The organism is Sutcliffiella tianshenii (assembly GCF_016908565.1).
In the GTDB taxonomy this organism is placed as follows: domain Bacteria; phylum Bacillota; class Bacilli; order Bacillales; family Bacillaceae_I; genus Sutcliffiella_A; species Sutcliffiella_A tianshenii.
This window is the reverse complement of record NZ_JAFBED010000001.1, coordinates 83,360-104,179: the sequence shown is the minus strand read 5'-3', so window position 1 is coordinate 104,179 and position 20,820 is coordinate 83,360. Positions and strand designations below refer to the sequence as shown.

6 protein-coding genes are annotated in these 20,820 nt (G+C 41.9%); all 6 read left to right on the top strand.

All coding sequences use genetic code 11. The features are described 5' to 3' along the window. Nucleotides 1-144 precede the first annotated feature (144 nt). The 6 genes from JOC95_RS00395 to JOC95_RS00370 all read left to right on the top strand — a co-directional run bounded on the left by JOC95_RS00395 (nucleotide 145) and on the right by JOC95_RS00370 (nucleotide 20,819). A complete protein-coding gene (locus tag JOC95_RS00395) occupies nucleotides 145-1,029 on the top strand; it encodes a glycosyltransferase family 2 protein (RefSeq protein ID WP_204412410.1) in 885 nt (294 codons plus the stop codon). Nucleotides 1,030-1,051: 22 nt separating this feature from the next. Further along, entirely contained in the window at nucleotides 1,052-2,482 is a 1,431-nt protein-coding gene (locus tag JOC95_RS00390; protein ID WP_204412409.1) for an oligosaccharide flippase family protein, read from the top strand. Nucleotides 2,483-2,680: 198 nt separating this feature from the next. Beyond that, nucleotides 2,681-7,813: a cell wall-binding repeat-containing protein gene (locus JOC95_RS00385; protein WP_204412408.1), complete on the top strand. Its 5,133-nt coding sequence runs from the start codon at nucleotides 2,681-2,683 to the stop codon at nucleotides 7,811-7,813. 339 nt (nucleotides 7,814-8,152) lie between these two features. Beyond that, nucleotides 8,153-18,670: a carboxypeptidase regulatory-like domain-containing protein gene (locus JOC95_RS00380; RefSeq protein WP_204412407.1), complete on the top strand. Its 10,518-nt coding sequence runs from the start codon at nucleotides 8,153-8,155 to the stop codon at nucleotides 18,668-18,670. A 206-nt stretch (nucleotides 18,671-18,876) separates the two neighbouring features. Next, nucleotides 18,877-19,581, top strand: a complete 705-nt coding sequence (locus JOC95_RS00375; protein ID WP_204412406.1) for an ABC transporter ATP-binding protein — start codon at nucleotides 18,877-18,879, stop codon at nucleotides 19,579-19,581. Beyond that, nucleotides 19,578-20,819 carry an ABC transporter permease gene (locus tag JOC95_RS00370; RefSeq protein ID WP_204412405.1) on the top strand — a complete coding sequence of 414 codons (1,242 nt, stop codon included), beginning with the start codon at nucleotides 19,578-19,580 and terminating at the stop codon, nucleotides 20,817-20,819. Before JOC95_RS00375 ends, JOC95_RS00370 begins: the two co-directional genes overlap by 4 nt. Nucleotide 20,820 lies beyond the last annotated feature (1 nt).

The window sequence follows — 20,820 nt, the reverse complement described above, 5'->3', positions numbered from 1 at the left end:
AAACTTAAACTAATTCTCCATTCTCCATGTTCGTAGCTATGATAATAATCCTATATTAAGTCAATCATTTAGAAAAATTGGATTATCAAAATAATACCCTGTATAATGTGTTTCTATGGGAATCAGAAAAAAGGAGCTAATAATATGAATGCGAAACCTTTCTTCTCGGTTATTATTCCGACCTATAACCGTTCAGATATTATGAAAGAAGCAATTGAAAGTGTTCTTCAACAAACATATGATGATTTTGAAATAATTGTTATCGATGATCATTCGACAGATGATACTGAAGCTGTCGTAAGGGGACTTGGTGACGACCGGATCATCTATAAAAAGAATACTCGGAAAAAGGGTGGCGGAGGAGCTAGAAATGAAGGCATCTTTACCGCAACAGGCGAATGGGTAGCTTTTCTAGACGACGATGATGTATGGGTAGCGAATAAACTCGAATTATTTTATAAAAAGATTAAAGAGTCTGATGGTGAAACAGGGTTAATTTACTCTGCATTTACGTATTATGATTTTAATAATAAGGTAGAACTCAAAACAAATGCATATGGGAAGACTGGTTGGATCCGTAATGACCTTTTGTATACCAATTGGATTGGAACATATAGTGCTGTAGCCGTTCGCACAGATTTATTACATAGTATCAACGGGCTGGATGAAGACTTTTCTTCTTATCAGGATTTAGAGTTGTATGTACGTATAACTGAAGTAGCCAAAGTGGAATACATTCCTGAATCTCTGACTCTATATCGAGTAGATAATCTTGATAATATATCGAAGAGTTTTGATAAGAAATTATCGGGGAATCTCAAATTTTACAGTAAATACAAAGAGGATATTCATAAGCTGCCTAAGGTACACCACCGTGTAAGATCGCAGCTTTTCTTAAATGCGCTTGGTGCGAAAAATTGGAGACTTGCCATTCAATCAGTACCTTGGACATTGGCGGGTATTGTGCTGGATCCCAAAAATATACTCATCACAACTCGAACGTTAGCAAAGAGACTGAGTTCTAAGTAAGAAATAAAAAGGGGAACAGATAATGTTATCAAAGCATGCAGCTGCGTATTTGCTGTCCCATGGCGTACCTTCGCTGATTGGGTTTTTAAGTATTGCGGTATATACAAATTTGCTTAGCCCTGCTCAATATGGTGCATATGCTTTGATATTTGCCATAGCAACAGTAATGAATTCTGTTGTTTTTGAGTGGCTGAGATTAAGTTTACTAAGATTTTACCCGAAGTATGGGGAAACTCCACAAGTGATTGAGACAATTAAAATTTCTTTTATTGGAATCATGATTATTACTGCAATTTTAGCTGTGTTCACTCTTGTGTTTTTTGGAAATGAGCAGATATCTCCTTTATTTATGGGTTTTGTCCTGCTGCTTTCGTGGTCACAATCTTGGAATAGCATGAACCTCTCATTAGCTAGAGCGGAACTCAAACCGATGAAATATGGAGTTATTGCCTTTACCCGGGCGTTACTTGGATTTATTTTCGGAACATCCCTTATTTATTTTGGTTTTGGAGAGCATGGATTATTATTGGGGATAATTTTCGGTTTCTGGTGTGCGATCTTTTTTCCTACATTCAAAACGTGGAAATTTAAGCTGGATTTTAAAGAATTTGATAAATCAATGATTAAAGAATTTGCTCGATATGGTACACCTCTTACGTTAACCCTTTTGCTTAGTGTCATCATACATAATTCTGATCGTCTAATCATTGAATATTTACTAACAACAAGTGACACTGGAATTTATTCTGTAACGTATGATCTGACGGAGCAATCTGTATTTACGTTGATGATGATTATTAACTTGGCAGCATTTCCTATCGCAATGAGAATGATGGAAGATAAAGGGGAAGCTGCTGCGTATGAACAGGTAAAAAAGAATATTAGTTTGCTGTTCTTCATTGCCATGCCTGCAGCCGGTGGATTTATTGTGCTAGCACCTAACATTGCAGATTTATTGTTAGGGGAAGCATTCCGGTCGGATGCATTACAGCTAATTCCATTTATAGTGGTCGGTGCATTGTTAAAAGGTTTTAAGTTATATTGTGTGGATATTATGTTTCACTTAAAGAAGAAAACTGCACTACAGATAATTCCGGTTGTTGTGGCGGCGGTTGTAAATGTAATCTTGAATTTCTTGCTTATTCCACTCATGGGGATAGAAGGTGCTGCCATTGCAACAGTAGTGGCATATCTAATTGCTGTAGTGAGTGCGTGGATTCTTGTTCATTATCAAATCGATCCAATCCCGTTTCCCATTGCAGATTTTATGAAAATACTTTTATCTACATTGGTGATGGTCTCCACACTATGGTGGATCAGAGATTTACTTGGATTGGTTATGATCATAGTTCAAGTAATAACAGGAGTATTGGTTTATATACTTGCGGCTCTCCTATTCAATACTATGTCCATAAGACAGTTAGTATTGAAACAAATAAAGGCAAAGAATTAGTAATAATTAATAGTCTTTGCTTGGCGTCTAAATTTTAGACGCCTTTTTTTGTTGCTAAAGAACTGATTCAAACTTTTTAAAATGACTCAAATTAGTCATATATTACTAATTATATTTTAAATATTTAAAATAAAAGGAAAATTTAGAAAAATGTCTAAATAGTAGTATTGATGTTGAAAAAATAGAGGAGTGTGTTAAGTGAAGCAAAAGAGAGAAATTAGAAAGCCATTGTTTGCATCGCTATTATCCTTATTCCTAATTTTTAGTACGATGATTGGTACTGTTGGGGCAAGAGGTGCGAATGAAGCTGAGATATTTCTAAAGTCTACGGATGGAAATCACAAAGTAACGGTAAGTGAAGAGGTAACAGAAGTTTTTAAGGAAAATGAATATGTCGAATTGTTAGTTGAAATGAAGGATCAAGTAGATACTACAGCAGTTGTAATCCAAGCGAGGGAACAGATGAAAGCTATACAACATGTTTCTCCCTTCCAACAAAACCTCCAGACTCGCTATGCAGTTGTTGACGCATTAAAATCCACAGCAGAAATCACACAAAATTCCTTACTTCAATCTCTAGAGAAAAGTGAACATGTAAAAGATGTGAAAAGCTTTTACATAATGAATGTCGTATACGTGAAGGCAACCCAGGAAATTTTAGAAGAGTTGAAAAATCATCCTGAGGTTGAAAATATCATATTGGACTTCAAGATTGACATCGATTGGCCGGAAATGTCTCCAATCCATACGGAAGGAAGTACTCAGCAAGTTATGGGCGAGAGTATCCTGCAGGAGGACGATAGCAGTATAGAGTGGAACATTAACCAAGTGGAAGCACCAAGAGTATGGAATGAATTTGGCATTGATGGTAGTGGTGTGGTCGTCGGGATGATCGATACTGGTGCCCATTGGTCCCACGAAGCCCTAAAAGAGAAGTGGCGTGGGTATGATCCTTTGGATCCGAATAACCCAAACCCTATAGGAAATTGGTTTGATGCTGTATCAAATCAAAGCATGCCTTATGATGCTGCTAGCATCCCGCATGGCAGTCATGTTATGGGGACTATACTTGGTCAGGATCCTGCCGGCAATAATAAAATAGGTGTTGCTCCGGGTGCCAAGTGGATTGCAGCTAAAGCATTTACGGAACAAGGTGGTCAGGCATCTTGGCTGCTGGCCGCGGGACAGTTCATGTTGGCCCCGAATGGGGATCCTAGCTTGGCTCCTGATATCGTCAACAATTCATGGGGAGGCGGAGCTGGATTGGATGAATGGTATCGTCCAATGGTCCAGGCCTGGAGAGATGCAGGTATCCTGCCAGTATTTTCAGCAGGAAATGCGTATCCAAATAAAGTAAGTGCCCCTGGGAACTATCCGGAAAGCTATGCTGTCGCAGCTACGGACAGCCAGAATAGAAGAGGAAGCTTCTCGAGTGTAGGAGCCGGCCCTTATGCAGATGATCTTAAGCCGGATATTGCTGCACCGGGAGTTAACATTAGATCCTCCGTTCCGACAGGGTATGAAGGTGGTTGGAATGGGACCTCCATGGCGGCTCCCCATATTTCAGGTGTTGCTGCGCTTTTACGTTCCGTTGACGCTTCTTTAACGGTAGATCAACTTGAAGATATCATCAATGAAACGGCTATTCCGCTTACAGACAACCAGTATCCGACGGCGCCAAACCACGGTTACGGAAATGGCTTGGTAAATGCGTACGAAGCGGTTGCTTCTATTGCTTCCGGAATAGGTGGCATTACGGGGCAGGTTTTGAAGCAGGGAGTGGATGAGGAAGCTCCGTCAATCACGCACGAGCCTTTCACTTTTGGTTATACAGGTTTGGATGTCGTCCTTGATACACAAATCACCGATAATGTTTCAGTGGTCAAGGCAGAATTATACGTAAGAGAAAATGAACAATCAGATTGGCAAATTGTAGAGCATACTCGAACGACCGGAGACTTCATGAATGGAAATTATCAAGTGGAAGTACCGAGGGAATTCGTGAAGGATCCAGGCTTTCAATATATGATAAAAGCGGTGGATTTCAGTGGGAATGAAGCTGAAACGGAAATATTCGACGTGGAAATCAGCTTCGGTATCAATCCGGAAGAACCGTTTGAATTTAATTTCGAAAACAATTTAGATGGCATGTTGCTTTATGGTGATTGGGAGTGGGGAGCCCCGACTGTTGGTACAACCCCAAGGAGCGGGGAGAATCTGGTTGCGACTAAACTGACAAGCAACTACTCTGATCATTCCGATAGCTTACTGCAGTTTCCGCCGGTTGACCTAAGGAACGCAGAAACTGCTTCGCTTTCTTTCCAGCATTGGTTTGATATTGAGTATACCTATGACAATGCTAAAGTGTTGGTGACAAACGATATTGAAAGTGACGTATGGCATGAAGCAGCAACATTTACTGGAAGGGAACGAACATGGGAAGAAATGGCGGTAAATCTAAATAGCTTTGCCGGCTCTGAAAATCAAGTGTTTGTAGCTCTACTATTCACTTCTGATGATAAGATCAATCATGCAGGGTGGTATATTGATGAGCTGTCCATCACAAGTAATACGGTTGTTGAAGCAACAGTGCTGTCCGATACAAAAATAACTGTAGATAAAGACGAATTCCAAGCAACCCAAAAGGCGGAACAACAAAGGGCCGTCACTACTGATCAGAGTGGTTTGCCGGTTGAAGCATATGTCACCGTTGTAGAAACCGGAAGAACCGTCAAAACGAGTTTGGAGGATGGGTCCTATCATATTCTGCATCGACCTACACCTGATGGAGAAACCTACACGCTAAGGGTAGAGTCTTATGGTTATTACAAGCAAGAGGAGGATTTTGTTCTGCAGGATGAAGAGGTAATCGAGAAGAGCTTCCTATTGGCTGAGATACCTAGAGGGGAAATTTCACTGAATGTAAAAGATGTGAGGACACAGGAACCGATACAAGGTGTCAAAGTGAAAGTTATGGAGGATGGCAGGCTACCTGTTGCAGAGACTGATGAAAATGGAAATTATACTTTCGAGGAAGTTTTGGAAGGTAACTATACATTAAGTTTATCCCTACCGAATTACCAGCATAAGAGTCTCACTGTGGAAGTAAGTGGAGGGGAAAGTTCCATTGTGCCGGTGGAAATGACGCCATTCCCAGGGGTCGCTATTTCCTATGATGATGGATCGGCAGAAAATGCGAAGGCTTACTATAGTGCAGGGTATGGATTTGCTACAAGGATGACACCAGAGAAATTAGCAGAATTAGCGGGGATCAGCGTTTACTTATGGGAGGCGAACTGGCCAATGCCCGGAGGTAATGAATTCTCCGTTGCAGTGCATGAAAGTAATGAAGACGGGAATCCAGGAAAAAGGGTGATTGCCCCGAAAACGGTCGCTGGTGAAAGGGGTCAATGGAATTTCGTTGATTTAAGCGAATTCGAATATCAGACTGACAAGGATTATTTTGTAGTCGTTCTTCAAACAGGTGATTTTCCAAATGTCCCGGGAGTAGGAGTCGATGAAAGTTCACCTTCGGCAGATCGTTCTTATCAAATGGATAACACCGGTGTGTTTTCGAAGTTAGGTTTATCAGATGGGAATTTCATGATCCGTTCCCACCTGTATTATGTTTTAAATGCACCTACAATCAATGGAGATTCCGAAAACGTGTTTGTCAATGAAGATACGTATGCCATTTCTGGTTCTGTTGAAGAAGATGGAGTGGTGAATATTTATAATAATGACGCCTTGGTAGGAACGACAGAAGCAGTTGATCAATCGTTTGAATTGGAAGTGCCGGTTAATGAAGGGGAAAATAAAATTACCGCGACGTTAACGAATGGTGAGGTGGAATCTTCCCATTCTAACACTTTAACAATAATTAAAGACGTGACAAAGCCAACCATATCTATTGATTCACCAAAAAGTGGATTGTCAACAAATGAACAGAACATTACTGTAACCGGTTCTGTAACCGATACCTACCTTGATAAAGTGTTTATTCAAGGTGAAGAGGTAACAGTGAATGAAAATGGCAGCTTTAATCATGAAGTGCAATTGAATGAAGGATTGAACGAAATTGTTGTGGAAGCAAGGGATTTAGCTCGAAATGATGAGGTGGGGTCAATTGAAGTACACTTGGATACAGTTGCACCTGTAATAAGTGTAACAAGGCCTTCGGAAGACATTTATAAGTATCCAGGAGATAGCGTAATGATTTCGATTACAAGTGACACAAGAGGCGGAACTGCCTATTTGGTCATTAAAGATGAAACGAATAATGTTCTCGGGGAGCTGGACTTGGAGGAAGTGGAGCCTTATGTATATGAGGTGAATTGGTTGATTCCGGTTGATGCAACCTTCACCAATGCTGCATTTTTCATAAAACATGATGATCCTGCCGGGAATAGAACCAGTGTTACAGCTGAAGGTTCACTTCACCTGAATCATAAGAGAGTGGAAAGGCTAAGAGGTAAAACCAGGTATGAAACAGCCGTGGAAATTAGTAAAGAAGGATTTGAGTCGGCGGATGTTATCCTTTTGGCCAGAGGTGATTTCTACGCTGATGCACTAGCTGGTATACCTTTAGCCCATAAGCTTGGAGCACCTATATTATTAACGGAAACCGATAGCTTAGTTCCGGCTGCTAAGGAAGAAATAGAACGTTTAAGAGCGGAACGAGTAATAATTTTAGGAGGGATGTCAGCTCTCGACGAAAGTATTGCAGAAGAGTTAGAGGAAATGGGGATCGTGGTGGATAGAATTTCAGGGCCAACCAGGTATGATACTGCTGCTTTAATAGCAGAACATCTAGAATCAAACAATAAAAAAGCGGTGGTGGTAAGCGGTGATAACTTCCCGGACGCTCTCTCCGTAGCTTCCTTTGCAGCTAAAGAAGGCACACCGATACTGTTAACGCGTACAGATGAATTGCCTGCTGCGACAAGGAAGGTTATGGAGAAATATAAAGTTGCTGATACAGTAGTAATTGGTGGAACAGCGGCCGTTTCGGATAAAGTTAAAAATATGTTGCCAAACGCTATAAGAGTGAGAGGCCGCGATCGATATGAAACAAATATTAAAGTATTTGAACATTTTAACGTTGGGGGAAATCATTTCTTTGTGGCGACTGGTAAACAGTTTGCAGACGCTTTAACGGGTGCAGCCTTGGCGGCAAAGAATGATAGCGGAGTGATACTGGTAAACGAAAATGTACCTTCATTAACGAAAGAGTATATAAAAGAGAATGAAATTAGTCGCTTCACTATCTTTGGTGGAGAAGCTGCAGTTTCGAAAGAAGTAGTGGAAGAATTGAGGAATATAGTTAGATAAAAGTAGAAGCGTGCTCCTAAAGATGGAGTACGCTTTTTCCTTTTATAATCCAAATTTACCATTTATTAAATAATTTAAATATTTAGTAAACTTTTAATAGGATATTCTTTTCTGTTGTCGAAATAACAAGTTGAGATGAGTATGTTATTCCTTATAGCATTCACCATGTAAAGTTTTTCTACAAATGAAGAGTTGTTTCTACATCCTGATTTGTCATCATTCTTCCTTTCAATCAACTAAGAGCTCATAAGAGATTAACTGTTTTAGTTTAGCTGAGTGATGGAAAGGGGGATGCAGGAGTCTAGTCTTCTTTTAGAAAAAAATGGGGGTGCGAAAGACTTGAGTACATATTACTCGAAGAAAAAACGGAAATCTATTTCACTTTTCATGATTTTTCTGCTTATTTCCAGTTTATTATTACCGAACATCGTAGGAGCAGAAATTCCTAATGAATCCAACAGGTTGACTGTCGAACAAGAAAAGCAATTAGAAAAGGAAAGAGAGAAAAGCGTTCTTAATAATACTGAAGAAACTAATGGTGAAGTTTCAAAAAATGGGATTCCAAGCTTGTTAGATGGAATTAACCTATCTTCTGAACCTGAATATGATGAAGATGATTTTGTAATGGAAGGGAAAGTAGAAACAGATATTATCAATGAACTAGATTCTGAGGGAACGGTCAATGTCATTATCCGTTTAAAGGAATCTGTTGATATGAAGGAATTATCGACTACTGTTTCTGCGCTTGATAATAAAACGGATCGCGTAGGTACGGTCATTGATGAGTTAAAAGGTGTTGCCAAAGTTTCTCAAAGTAAGCTATTGCAGCAAATGCAAGATTTAGAGAGTAAGAAGATGGTAAGTAATATCCAATCGTTCTGGGTCATCAACGGACTCTCCGCCACCATGAATAAAGAGGCATTGGAGACCATTGCCCAAAGAGAAGACGTGAAGCGGATAACCTTGGATAGAGAGTTTCAGGTTCCCGAAGTTTTAATGGAAGATTCCCCTCCACGACTTCCGGAGTGGGGATTGGAAAAAATATTTGCTCCAAAAGTATGGGGGGAATATAAACTCCAGGGTGAAGGTGTTGTGGTTGGTATCATGGATACTGGTGTTGAGGGAGAGCATGAAGCGCTCCAGCATAACTACCGTGGCCGTGATGGAAACCATCAATATTCCTGGATTGATTTATCAGGCTCTGAATACTCTTCCCCGAAAGATGGCCATGGCCATGGAACGCATGTTGCCGGGTCTGCAGTTGGTGGTGGAGCAGGTGAACCGATCGGGGTCGCCCCGGGTGCTGAGTGGATAGCTGCCAAGATCTTCAACGATTCAGGCGGGACAACTGCATCCGCCATTCACCAAGCATTCGAATGGTTTTTAGCTCCTGGTGGTGATCCAAGTAAAGCGCCTGATGTGGTAAATAATTCTTGGGGAAGTGCCGATACTTATCGGACTGAATTTTTAGAAGGGGTACGTGCATGGGTCGCAGCTGGAATATTCCCTCTTTTTTCTGCAGGAAATGAAGGGCCAGGCGCTCAAACGATAGGATCTCCGGGAAGCTTTCCCGAAGCTTTTGCGATCGGGGCATCCGATATAAATGATCAGATTGCTTCATTCTCAAGTAGAGGTCCAGTTTCCTGGCCAAATGAAAATGGAGAACAAGTGCGATACATTAAGCCTGAGGTGACAGCTCCGGGTCACCAAATATATTCAGCATGGCCAGGTGGAGGCTATAACACAATAAGTGGAACATCCATGGCAGCTCCTCATGTTACTGGAGCGATTGCACTTATCTTGCAAAGCCAGCCTGACTTGACCATTGATGAAGTTGCTGATCTTCTGGAAAGGACAGCACGGACAGAAAGTCATATGGGTACGCTCCCAAATGATAATTTTGGCCATGGAATTGTCAACGTGTACCAGGCTGTGACAGAAGCAGCGTATGCGGGAGAAATCCGAGGGACCCTGAAAGATAAAGATGGCAATCCGATTGCAGGTGAGATCTTCATGCCAGAAGAAGACTTGCGCATAAAAGTAAAAGAGGATGGCCAATTCAGCTTCAAGGTTCGCGAAGGCACGCATGAAGTGGAAGTCGATTCCTTTGGGTTCCATGCGATAACAGAAACCGTGGAAGTGAAAAAAGGCGAGGTGCTGGATAAAGCATGGGCACTGGAAAAGGCAGAAAGATTCAACGTAGAGGGAACCGTCAAAAATACAGATGGTGAACCTGTCCCTTATGCTTATGTTCGCGTATTGGATACGCCTCTGGAAACAGTAAGGACAAACTCAGAAGGAAAGTTTCTGATTGAAAGTGTCCCGGAGAATGAATATACGATCGTAGTGAACGGTCAAGGGATAAAGCAAAAATCAGAAACAATTACCGTAAATGAAAATACAACGGTTAATTTTGAGGTAGCTTCCACGAAGATCACCGCACTGGATGATTGGGCTACTTCCAAAAATAATTTCTCAAGGAACGCGGTGACCTCGGCGGAAGTCGATGCAGAGAAATTAGTGCCTTCCTGGTTTTATGAATCAAGTGGACAAGTATTATTCAGTTCACCTGTTATTGCGGAAGGTAAAGTAGTATTTACCACCGACCGCGGATATGTGGAGGTTGTGGACCAGCGCACCGGGGAAGAATTATGGTCCATCAGGACTGGTAATACAAACCGTTCCACTCCGACAGTTGTCGACGGCATCGTTTATGTGGCAGGTGGTTCGGATAGTAAGATTTATGCCATTGATTTAGAATCAGGTATGACAAAATGGACAGCTAAAGTTGATTTTCCTGCAATTTATGAAGCACCGATTTATCATGATGGGATCCTATACATCACTTCTTACATGGAAGCAGACGCAAAAACAGTTGCCCTTGATGCGGAAACTGGTGAGAAGGTATGGGAAAAAGCTATAGGTGATGGATCGTTCTTCGGCGGTGCCATAGGTGAAGGGTTGTTATATGTCGGAACGTATGAATCTAAGGATTTAACTGCCCTTTCCCTTGCAGATGGTTCTGAGCAGTGGAAAGTAACTTTGGAAAAAGAAGGGTTCGCATCGAGTCCGGTTTATGTGGATGGGGTCGTTTATGCAGTAAGTGTAAACTTCAATAATCAATCAGGTACATTAAATGCCTTTGATGCTGCCACAGGTAATAAATTGTGGAGTGCAGCAGATATAGGTGATACCCAGGCTGGTGCTCCAATTGTATATGATGACCTTGTCATCATCGGCTCTTCTGTAAAACCAGTCATCAAGGCGTTTAACAAAACTTCCGGTGAGCTTGTTTGGGAAACGGATATTGGCAGTATGACGGTTAATAGTGGAGCTGTTTCTGGAAATGGCTATCTATTTGTCACAGATCTATCCTCCAATCTCCAAGTGCTCGATGTGTTTTCAGGAGAAAAGGTGCATACCTATAATCTGAAAAACACTAGTACAGCAGGGGTAGCAATTACAGATGGCCAGATAGTTGTAGCAGATCATACAGGTGTATCGAGCTTTGAAGCGCCTGGTTTGTTATCCGGTTCTGTTACTAATGCTGACGGCGAAGGGGTTCCAGCAAAAATAACCATCGTTGGAACAGGAAAGTCAACTGAAGCAGATGAAAATGGAAACTATGCGATAAACATGCAGCCAGGTACCTATGATGTAAAAGTTGCTTATTACGGACTCAAGCAGATTGTAGAAAAAGTTACATTTGTCACAGGCTATGACATTCAAAAAGACTTTAAGCTTGACCCGGCAGCACTTGGATCATTTTCAGGTGACATTAAAGATAAGAGATCTGGACTTCCTCTTGAGGGTGTATCCATTAAAGTGAATGACACACCACTTGAAGCTAGTTCAGATAAAGACGGAAAATATAGTTTTTCAGAAGTATATGAAGGAACGTATGATGTGCAATTCTCCTTGGCCGGATATGTGGAACAAGTCATTCAAGTAACAGTCAAGGGAGGGGAAAACACAGCTGTACCATTCGAAATGACACCTGTGGATGTTGTCGTTTTGGATGACTACAATGGAGAAATTGTGCGATTCCTTAATAATAATAACATCCCTGCTGAAGAGCGTGGATGGGATGTCATCGATGAAATTGGCAGCTATCAGATTCTGTACATGAATGGTGCCTATACTACTTCTGGAGAAAGACCTACAGAAGAAGCATTCGAGGAACTCGTTTCCGCAGCAGAGGAAAAGGGAGTCAGCATTGTATTTGCCGATACTTGGGGCATGAGTTATGGAAGTTTGAGACACCTATGGGAGTTCAGGAATGATCCGGCACAATATAACTCAGATTACGAAAGTGCAACAATCCGCTTACGTGTGGATGAAGAGCATCCAATAATGGCAGGTTTGGAGAAAGACAGCAATTACGATATTCACTCTAACGGAGATTTTGCCTGGTTTAACCAGTATTCCGGACGTCACTTGGCAACAGTCGGAAGCACGAGAATCGGATTTGTAGGGTCGGGTGTAGCGTATAAAGGCGTTACAGAAGACAGTGCACATTTACTTCTTTCGACACATGCAGCTTCTCCATGGGTATCTCCATTCAATGGTTGGCTGCCTACCCAACAGCAAATCTTATTGAACGGAATCAATTATGTGATGGATGCTGAATTTGGTGGAATTTCCGGTTCTGTTGTCGATACAGAAGGAAATCCATTGGAAGTAACCGTAGAGGTCGTGGAAACTGGTGTATCCACAAAATCAACCGATGGTACTTTTGAATTGTTCCATGATGAAGGCACATATACGGTTGAATTCCGAAGATCCGGATATGCCATGCAGGAAGCGACAGTCGAGTTCAAAAATGGAGAGCCGGTAATAAAAGATGTAACGATGGGAGTATCTAACAGTGGTACAGTTTCCGGACAAGTTACGAATAAAATTACTGGTCAGGCAATACCATATGTTGAAATCAACTTATACGACGAAGAAAACAACCTCGTTGCAGAAGAAGTAAGCTCCATCAATGGTGCTTATGAAATAACAGGTTTGAATGAAGCGGCATATACGCTGAAAATAGTGCTGCGAGACCATGTAACCTATACACAAACGATAAGTGTTGCAGGTGAACCTATTCAGTTGGATATTGAAATTTACCCTTCACCTGAAGTAGGGATCATTGGGGATGGATCGTTTGGATCCCTGAGAGATTTACTGGCAGAGGATGGAATCGAAGCGACAAACTATTCGTCTATCAGTAACATTTTATCCGAGTTGCCTAACTTGGATGTCGTATTCTTTAATGATCAATCCACAAGCAGTGTCACATTGGAAGTATTGGAAGGATTCCTTGCAGAAGCAGACAAGCATGAAGTAAGTGTTATTTTCGGTGATAATTATTGGTCTGGATCAGGATTGAATCATCTTGTGAACAGATTCAAGGATCCGGAATCACGTACACAGCATCGAGATTATAATAGCTCGGCAGGTTACGAAGTAATTGAAGAGAATCCTATTTTTGGAGACTTGAAGCCAGGGGATTTTGTTGACATCCTCTTACCGAACCGCAGTGATGTTGCTTCTTTTGAGGGCTATTCAGGCTATCCTTTAGCTTATATCAAACACGAAGCACATGAAGATGTTCATGGATTAGGTATTGGATATAAACCAAGAACAGCTTCAAGTATGGAACTTCTCATGGGTGGGCATGGTATTTCCTTTACTCATGACAACAGGCATTACACGGAAAATGGAAAGGATATATTCGTTAAAGCCTTATTGTGGGCAGCTTACGTTGAATACAATGCAATTGAAGGGTATGTAACGGATGAGGAAGGGAACCCTGTTTATGCAAATGTCAAAGTGAAGGGCGAAGGGTTAGGTTCTTGGACAGACCCTGAAACAGGCTTCTTCAGTATTGCAGCATTAGACGGTACCTATGAATTGGAAATTGAATCATTCGGTTATCAAACTCAAATAAAGTCTGTGACATTGGATGAAAACTTAGAGCAGTTTACAGTAGAAATGGCTTCACAGGAGAACAACGGCTCTTTAGAAGGGAAATTCTTCGATGAAAACACACTAGAAGGAATCCAGGGTGTCCACATTGAGGTAGAAGGTTTACCGAGAGAAGCGACTACAAATGTCAGCGGAACCTTTACTATCGAGCATTTGGAGCCTGGTACCTACTCTCTGGTTGTAAAAAAGGAAGGATATGTCCTTCAAGAATTCGATGTAGAAATCAAAGCGAAGGAAGCAACCGTTTTTGAGCGTAAAATGAAGCCGTCTCCAACAATCGGAGTCATTGTTGACGGGCAGATTTCTTCAGTTATTGATTTGAAGGAGTATTTAACTCCAAGAGGATATATAGTAGAGGATCTCTATTATACAGACCTGGACAAAATCGCTGATTATGATCTGATATTTGCTAATTCGGATTATAACAATAACTTAAATCCTGAAAAGCAGGTATTCCTAGACTTCTTAAAAGAATTAGACCGGACTGAAACTCCTGTCATTTGGACTGGTAATGGAGGTCCAAGAGGAAGTATTCGTTTCCTTGTAGATTATTTGGGAGATCCGGCTATAGAGCATATGGGCAGTACACCGTCCTCACAGAAGGCATCGACTGTAAAGGTTATTGAGGACCACCCATTGTTGGATGGTGTCAAAACGGATGAAAATGGGCAATTCGAATTTGAAAGCAGATATTATCACGGATTTGAAGGATATACTGGGAAAACAGTAGCGACAGTATCCCATCCTGGCCAAGGGGAACTTGGAAGTTTCGTGGCTTATGGTGGACGTACAATGAACAGTGTGGAAGTCCTATTATCCAACATGACATTCGGGTATGGCTTTACTGAGAACGGCGATCCGGATGAAAATCGTGGGCGTATCGTAAATAACGCTCTGACTTGGGCCCTCGATAATAAAGAGCCGTTAGTCGGGGAAATACATGGTCAAGTGAATAACAATTTTGACCGCAGTGTCTTCTCTACCGTTACCGTACAGGAAACAGGATATACATTCCAAACGGAACAGGATGGTTCATTCTTCCTGGCGCTCGATACAGGAACGTACACATTGAATGTGGATGCTTTCGGACATGAATCGGAAACGTTTGTCGTGGATGTGGTGCGCGGAGAAAGCAAGGAACAGACATTCGTACTGACATCTGACAATGCTGGCCTCATTAAAGGGCAGGTAAAAGCAGAAGATACGAACAGTGGTCTGGAAGGCGCGAAAATCCAGTTGGATGGAACTCCTTTACAGACAACAACGGATAAGGATGGTTACTATGAACTACAAGCTCCAGCTGGAGAGTACCAGGTGCGGGTCACTGCTAACGGATATACTCCTCAAGTAGTACCTGTTCAAGTGGAAATTGATCAAGAGAAAACGTTAAACTTCACATTAAGTATTTCCGAAAAGATTGCTGTAGTCGGAACAAGCCTTAATGCTGGCAGGTTCGTAACCGTATTGGAGCAGCAAGGGTACGAAGCCATACCATGGGTTAATACCGAAACAGATCAATTAATGGAAGAATTAAGTGAATATGCGCTTGTAATCTTTAATGATCGACATTATTCGGGAATGCCTGAAGCTAAATTTAAAGAGTTTGTAGATTTAGCAGATAGCTTCGGAATAAGTATGATTTTCACAAGCCAATTCTCAAGTGGAACAATCCGTGATTTACGTGACTTTTATCAAGACCCAGTGACAGTCACCCAAGGCTTCTCACCGGGACATGTAAATTACACTGTACTGCAGGAACATCCGATATTTGCTGGTTATGAAGTCGGAGATGTCATCCGCATCCTTGACAGGGGTGACGCAAATCAACAATGGTCCTATTTCTCCGAGTATAGCGGGACAACCATTGCTGATCTGACGCATGATACAAATGGAACCATTGGTGGAGGAGTCGCTTATAAGTTTAGAACCGCCAACAATGTTCACATTTTATTATCCAGCATACATGCCGGGGCGTACGGGAATCCTGAGACATTATGGACAGATGATACAACACGGATCTTCACAAACGCGGTTGACTGGGCAATAGCAGCCAGTCTTGGCGAAATAACTGGTACAGTCAAAGATAAGGAAGGAAATCCTATTCCAGGTGCGACCGTATCCATTGAAAGCCAAGGGTTGAGCACAGAGACCAATGGAGAAGGACAATATCGTCTAGGCGTAGGGGTAGGAAGCCATGAAGTGAAAGTTCAAATCCCAGGGTTTGTTCCTCAAACTGGAACTGCTGTAATCGAGGAACTTGGCCAAGCAGTCGAATTGAACTTTGAAATGGAAAAGACAGACCGCATGAGTGTCACCGGTAAAGTAACAGATACAGAAGGCAATGGGCTGGAAGGGGCAAAAGTTACCCTGACAGAGAAGACCGGTCTTTATGAAGAAACAGTTGAGACGAACGAAGCGGGTGCTTATCAATTCGATGAACTCCTTGCGGGTGAATATGAAATTAAAATTGAAGTAAATGGCTATCAAACAGTCACACAAGAGATTGTGATTGAAGATGGGGAAAATGTTGAATTAAACATTAAGCTAAGTGACTTCAACATTGCCGTACTGGGAGATATTCAAACTTCCATCACGGACTTCCTTGAAGAGAGTGGCCTAGCTGCACAAAAACGTGAATGGGATATTGTAGACGATGTTTATAACTATGAAGTAATTATCGTCAACACAAATACCGGAACGGAAGAGCAGCTACAAAAACTTATTGATGAAAGTAACAAGAATGAAACGAGCTTGGTGTTTGTAGATACTTGGGGTGTTGATGGCTCCATACAACTACTGGAAAAAGCATTTGGTAGTCCTGTTCGTGCAGAACACGGTTATAACGAAGGAGCTGTCTATGTAGATGTACAAAAGGACCATGAAATCTTCACAGGATTAGATGAAGAAAAAATCAAAATTCATAGTGAGAAGAGCCCTTATGCAACATTTGAGAACTATGAAGGTATTACACTTGCAAATCTTATTGTGGATGAAGAGGATAAAGGCGCAACGATTGCTTACGATTTCCAAAGTAAGAATCATATGCATCTATTACTCTCCACATACGCTGTAAACAATATGATCAGCCCGAAACAAGGTTGGACTGAACAAGGGAAGCAGTTATATCTTCAGGCAATCGAATGGGCAAGAGATGGAGTGCAAGAATTACCGGCAGCACCGGTAGCAGATGAAGAAGAAATCATCTCCACGGATGGAAAAGTGACCTTGACTGGTACAGGAGAATATCGAAGTACTGTCGCGATTCTTCACGGAGAAGAAGTGCTTGCAACAGTTTTACCAGAAAAGGACGGCTCTTTCAGCGTAGAGATACAAGATTTGGAAGATGGCAGTTATGAGCTTGTTCTAAAAGCCAACAACTTTGCCGGTGAAGTTACTGCTGATAAGAAGGTTACTGTTATCGTGGATACTGAAGGACCGCAGCTTGAAGTAACCTCTCCTGTTGATAACATGGTAACCGGTAAAGAAGTGGTGGATGTAAATGGTACTGCAACAGATGCGAATTTAGGTCGAATTCTAGTAAATGGTGAAGAAGTAGCTGTGGATGAGAATGGAGCGTTCTCTACTCGGATCGTTCTAGAAGAAGGAACACATACGGTTAAAGTGGAAGCTTTAGATTCAGTAGGAAATGTGACAACGGTGGAACGAACGGTAACAGTAAACCTAAGTTCACCGGTGATTACAGAATTAACGCCATCTTCGGATCTATATGTAAAACCAGGAGATAAGGTGGAAGTATCCTTTAGAAGTGAATCTGAAGGCGGAACTGCAAGCTATTCCATTAAGCTTCCTGCCCAAATCACTACTCAGTCTTCTTCTAGCAATGAAATGGAAGAAGTGGAACCAGGGGTATACAAAGGAACATGGACCGTTCCGACCAATGTAGACCTTCAAGGTGCCATTATTGAAGTGGAATTAACAGATGTGGCTGGGAACAAGGTTGTACAAGAAGCCGCTGGTAAACTGTTTATTTCTCAAGAGCAGTTAGAACGTATTTCCGGTCCGACAAGATATCAAACTGCAGTTGAAACTAGCAGAAACGGCTGGACAACCTCAGATACTGTAGTGCTAGCTAGAGGCGATGACTATGCAGATGCATTAGCTGGGGTGCCTTTAGCCCATAAACTGGGAGCGCCGATATTGCTTACAAGAAGCGATCAATTACCAGGTGAGACAATGGAAGAAATTACTCGATTGAGCGCTGGTAGGGTGATAATTCTTGGTGGAGGCAGTGCGGTAAGTCATGATATCTCCTCCCAACTAGAAAATGAAGGTCTAGAGGTAACTCGAATTGCTGGATCTGACAGATATCATACTGCAGCACTAATCTCTGAGCAAGTAGCTCCAAATGGAGCGGATACAGTTGTAATAGCAAATGGTAAAAACTTCCCAGATGCACTTTCTGTTGCTAGCTTTGCAGCAAGAGAAGGCTTGCCAATCTTATTAACGTCAGCTGAGAGCTTATCTGGATATACTAAGGATGCAATCGATGCGTTAGGAGCATCAGAAAGCATTGTAGTTGGTGGATATGCGATGATCCCTGAAGAGATTGCAGATCAACTACCTTCGGCTAGCCGCTTACGCGGAAGAGACCGCTATGAAACAAATATAGAAGTAGCGAAAGCATTCGGGGTATCCAGTAAGCATATGTATGTTGCTACTGGAAAAGGATTTGCTGATGCATTGACTGGAGCTGTTTTAGCTTCGAAAAATAACAGTTCTATCTTACTGGTTGGTGATGACGTTCCAGGTGTAGTTTCTAGTTATATGACAGAACAAGGAGTCAAGCAAGTAACTATATTTGGTGGGCAATCAGCAGTAAGTGCAGCTATTGCAGCATCACTGGAAAAGATAATCGAATAACCAGCTAGACTTTAGGACCCATCTTCATGGAAGATGGGTCCTTATTTTTCATAATTAGGGTGCGGATAAAAAACCACAGCAATTAAACAGAGAAACCATAAAAAGTCTGTTTCAAGAAAATTCTATCTTTCAACAAAAATTATATTTCCCCTTAACAATTAAATGGTAGAATCAGTAATAGAACACCAAAGGGGGAGAACGGAAAGTTGCAAGATGCTATAATTTGTCGAAATATTCGTTATGATGTACGGGTGAATAAACAAAAGGAAGAAATACTAAATATAGATTCATTGGTTGTAAGTAAAGGGGATCAGTTGGCGATTATGGGTCCAAGCGGATCAGGAAAAACCACTTTATTGAGGTTGTTATCTGGTTTGGTTTTGCCTGCAAGTGGAACCATTCAGTTGCTGGGTGAGGAGCTCACATGTAAAACGGAAAAAGAGCGCGATGAATTCCGCGGCAGGAATATCGGGATGGTGTTTCAGGAGTTTCAGCTCTTTCCTGCAATGACAGCGGTTGAAAATGTTCTTGTTCAGCAGCTGGCGAATTCGAGTTTGGATAAAAAGTATGCCAAGGAAAAGGCCGTCTCTCTGCTTAGGGAACTGGGGCTGGAAAAGAGATTGCAGAACAGAGTAATGCAGTTGTCTCGAGGAGAGCAGCAGAGAGTTGCAATAGCCAGGGCTCTTCTGAATAATCCACAAATCTTGCTGGTAGACGAGCCTACAAGCAATCTTGATATCAAAACAGGTATCCATATCATGAATCAGATCCAGGATATCAGTAGAACCAATGGAACAACACTGATCACGGTTACACATGATGTACATATAGCCAATGGATTTACCAGAATGATCACAATGGAAGAAATCAATAAATCCTACTCCGGTGTGTTGAAGGAGGTATTGCGATGAACATCCTCCAATATACTCTTCTCAGCATCAAAGGGAGAAAGCTGAATGCAGCATTCACGGTTGTAGCGCTCACTTTGGCAGTTACCCTCACTTTCCTTGTTATCATGCTTTCTTCAGGTATTGAACAAGGAATCAAAAAGCAGTCTGCCACCTATGATTTGATAGTAGGGGCAGAGGGAAGTCCAACACAGCTTGTTTTGAACAGCGTGATGTACCTCGATGCCCCAATCGGCAATATCCCCTATCATATCTATGAAGATATGAAAGAGGATGACCGAATACTTAGGGCTGTCCCTTTGGCATTGGGAGATTCTTATTACGGTTTGCCGATTGTTGGGACGACCCAGGATTTCTTTCTTCCGTATCGGGAAGGTTTGGCCGAACGGTTCCATTTAGCTGATGGGGCTTGGTTTGAAGAGCCTGGGGACGTGGTGCTAGGTTCGTTTGTCGCGAAAGAAGCGAATCTTTCAGTTGGTGATACTTTCACCGGTAATCATGGTTTAGGTGAAAATGGTGACCAGCACGGTGGTTTTACTTATAAAGTGGTTGGTACATTGGAGCCGACCGGGACCGCTGATGATAAAGGGATTTTTACACCTATTGAAAGTGTGTGGCTTGTGCATGAAGAAGAGCACGAGGAGCATGAAGATGCTGCTTCAGACAACGAAGAGGAGCAACACGACGAAGAACATGAAGAAGATGAACTGGAAATTACAGCATTAATGTTAAAGCCTCAGCAGATTGGCCATATTCCAAGCCTGAAAGAGGAAATGGATTCCATTCATGAGGTGCAGGCGATTTTCCCGGTTCGTACATTCAGGCAGCTTCTCGAAACGTTTGACTATGGGAAGAATCTCGCGTATTTGCTGACGGGAGTGTCCATTGTTCTGGCTGGACTGTTTATTGTCTTTGCCATCATCAGCTCCATCCATCAAAGAAAACAGGAAACATCCATTCTCAGGTCGCTTGGGGTAAACAGAAATAAGATTCTGGCCAATCTCCTGCTTGAAACATTCATTTTATCCGGTGCAGGGACCATTCTTGGCATCGTGTTTGCTTACCTCATTTTTGCAGGATTGAAAATGATCAGTCTTTCGCAATTCGGGCTGAAGCTTGGTGATGTGGGATTACCGGTTGAATATGCACTTTATGCTGGCCTGGTATTTGTGGGAGCAACAAGCATCGCACTGTTGCCAATACTGCCATCTTATCTACTAAATCGAAAAAGGGAGTTTTAAT

Bases quoted from the DNA above. Each gene is read 5' to 3' on its own strand.
- JOC95_RS00370 (WP_204412405.1), top strand. From the start codon at position 19,578: ATGAACATCCTCCAATATACTCTTCTCAGCATCAAAGGGAGAAAGCTG.
- JOC95_RS00390 (WP_204412409.1), top strand. From the start codon at position 1,052: ATGTTATCAAAGCATGCAGCTGCGTATTTGCTGTCCCATGGCGTACCT.
- JOC95_RS00395 (WP_204412410.1), top strand. From the start codon at position 145: ATGAATGCGAAACCTTTCTTCTCGGTTATTATTCCGACCTATAACCGT.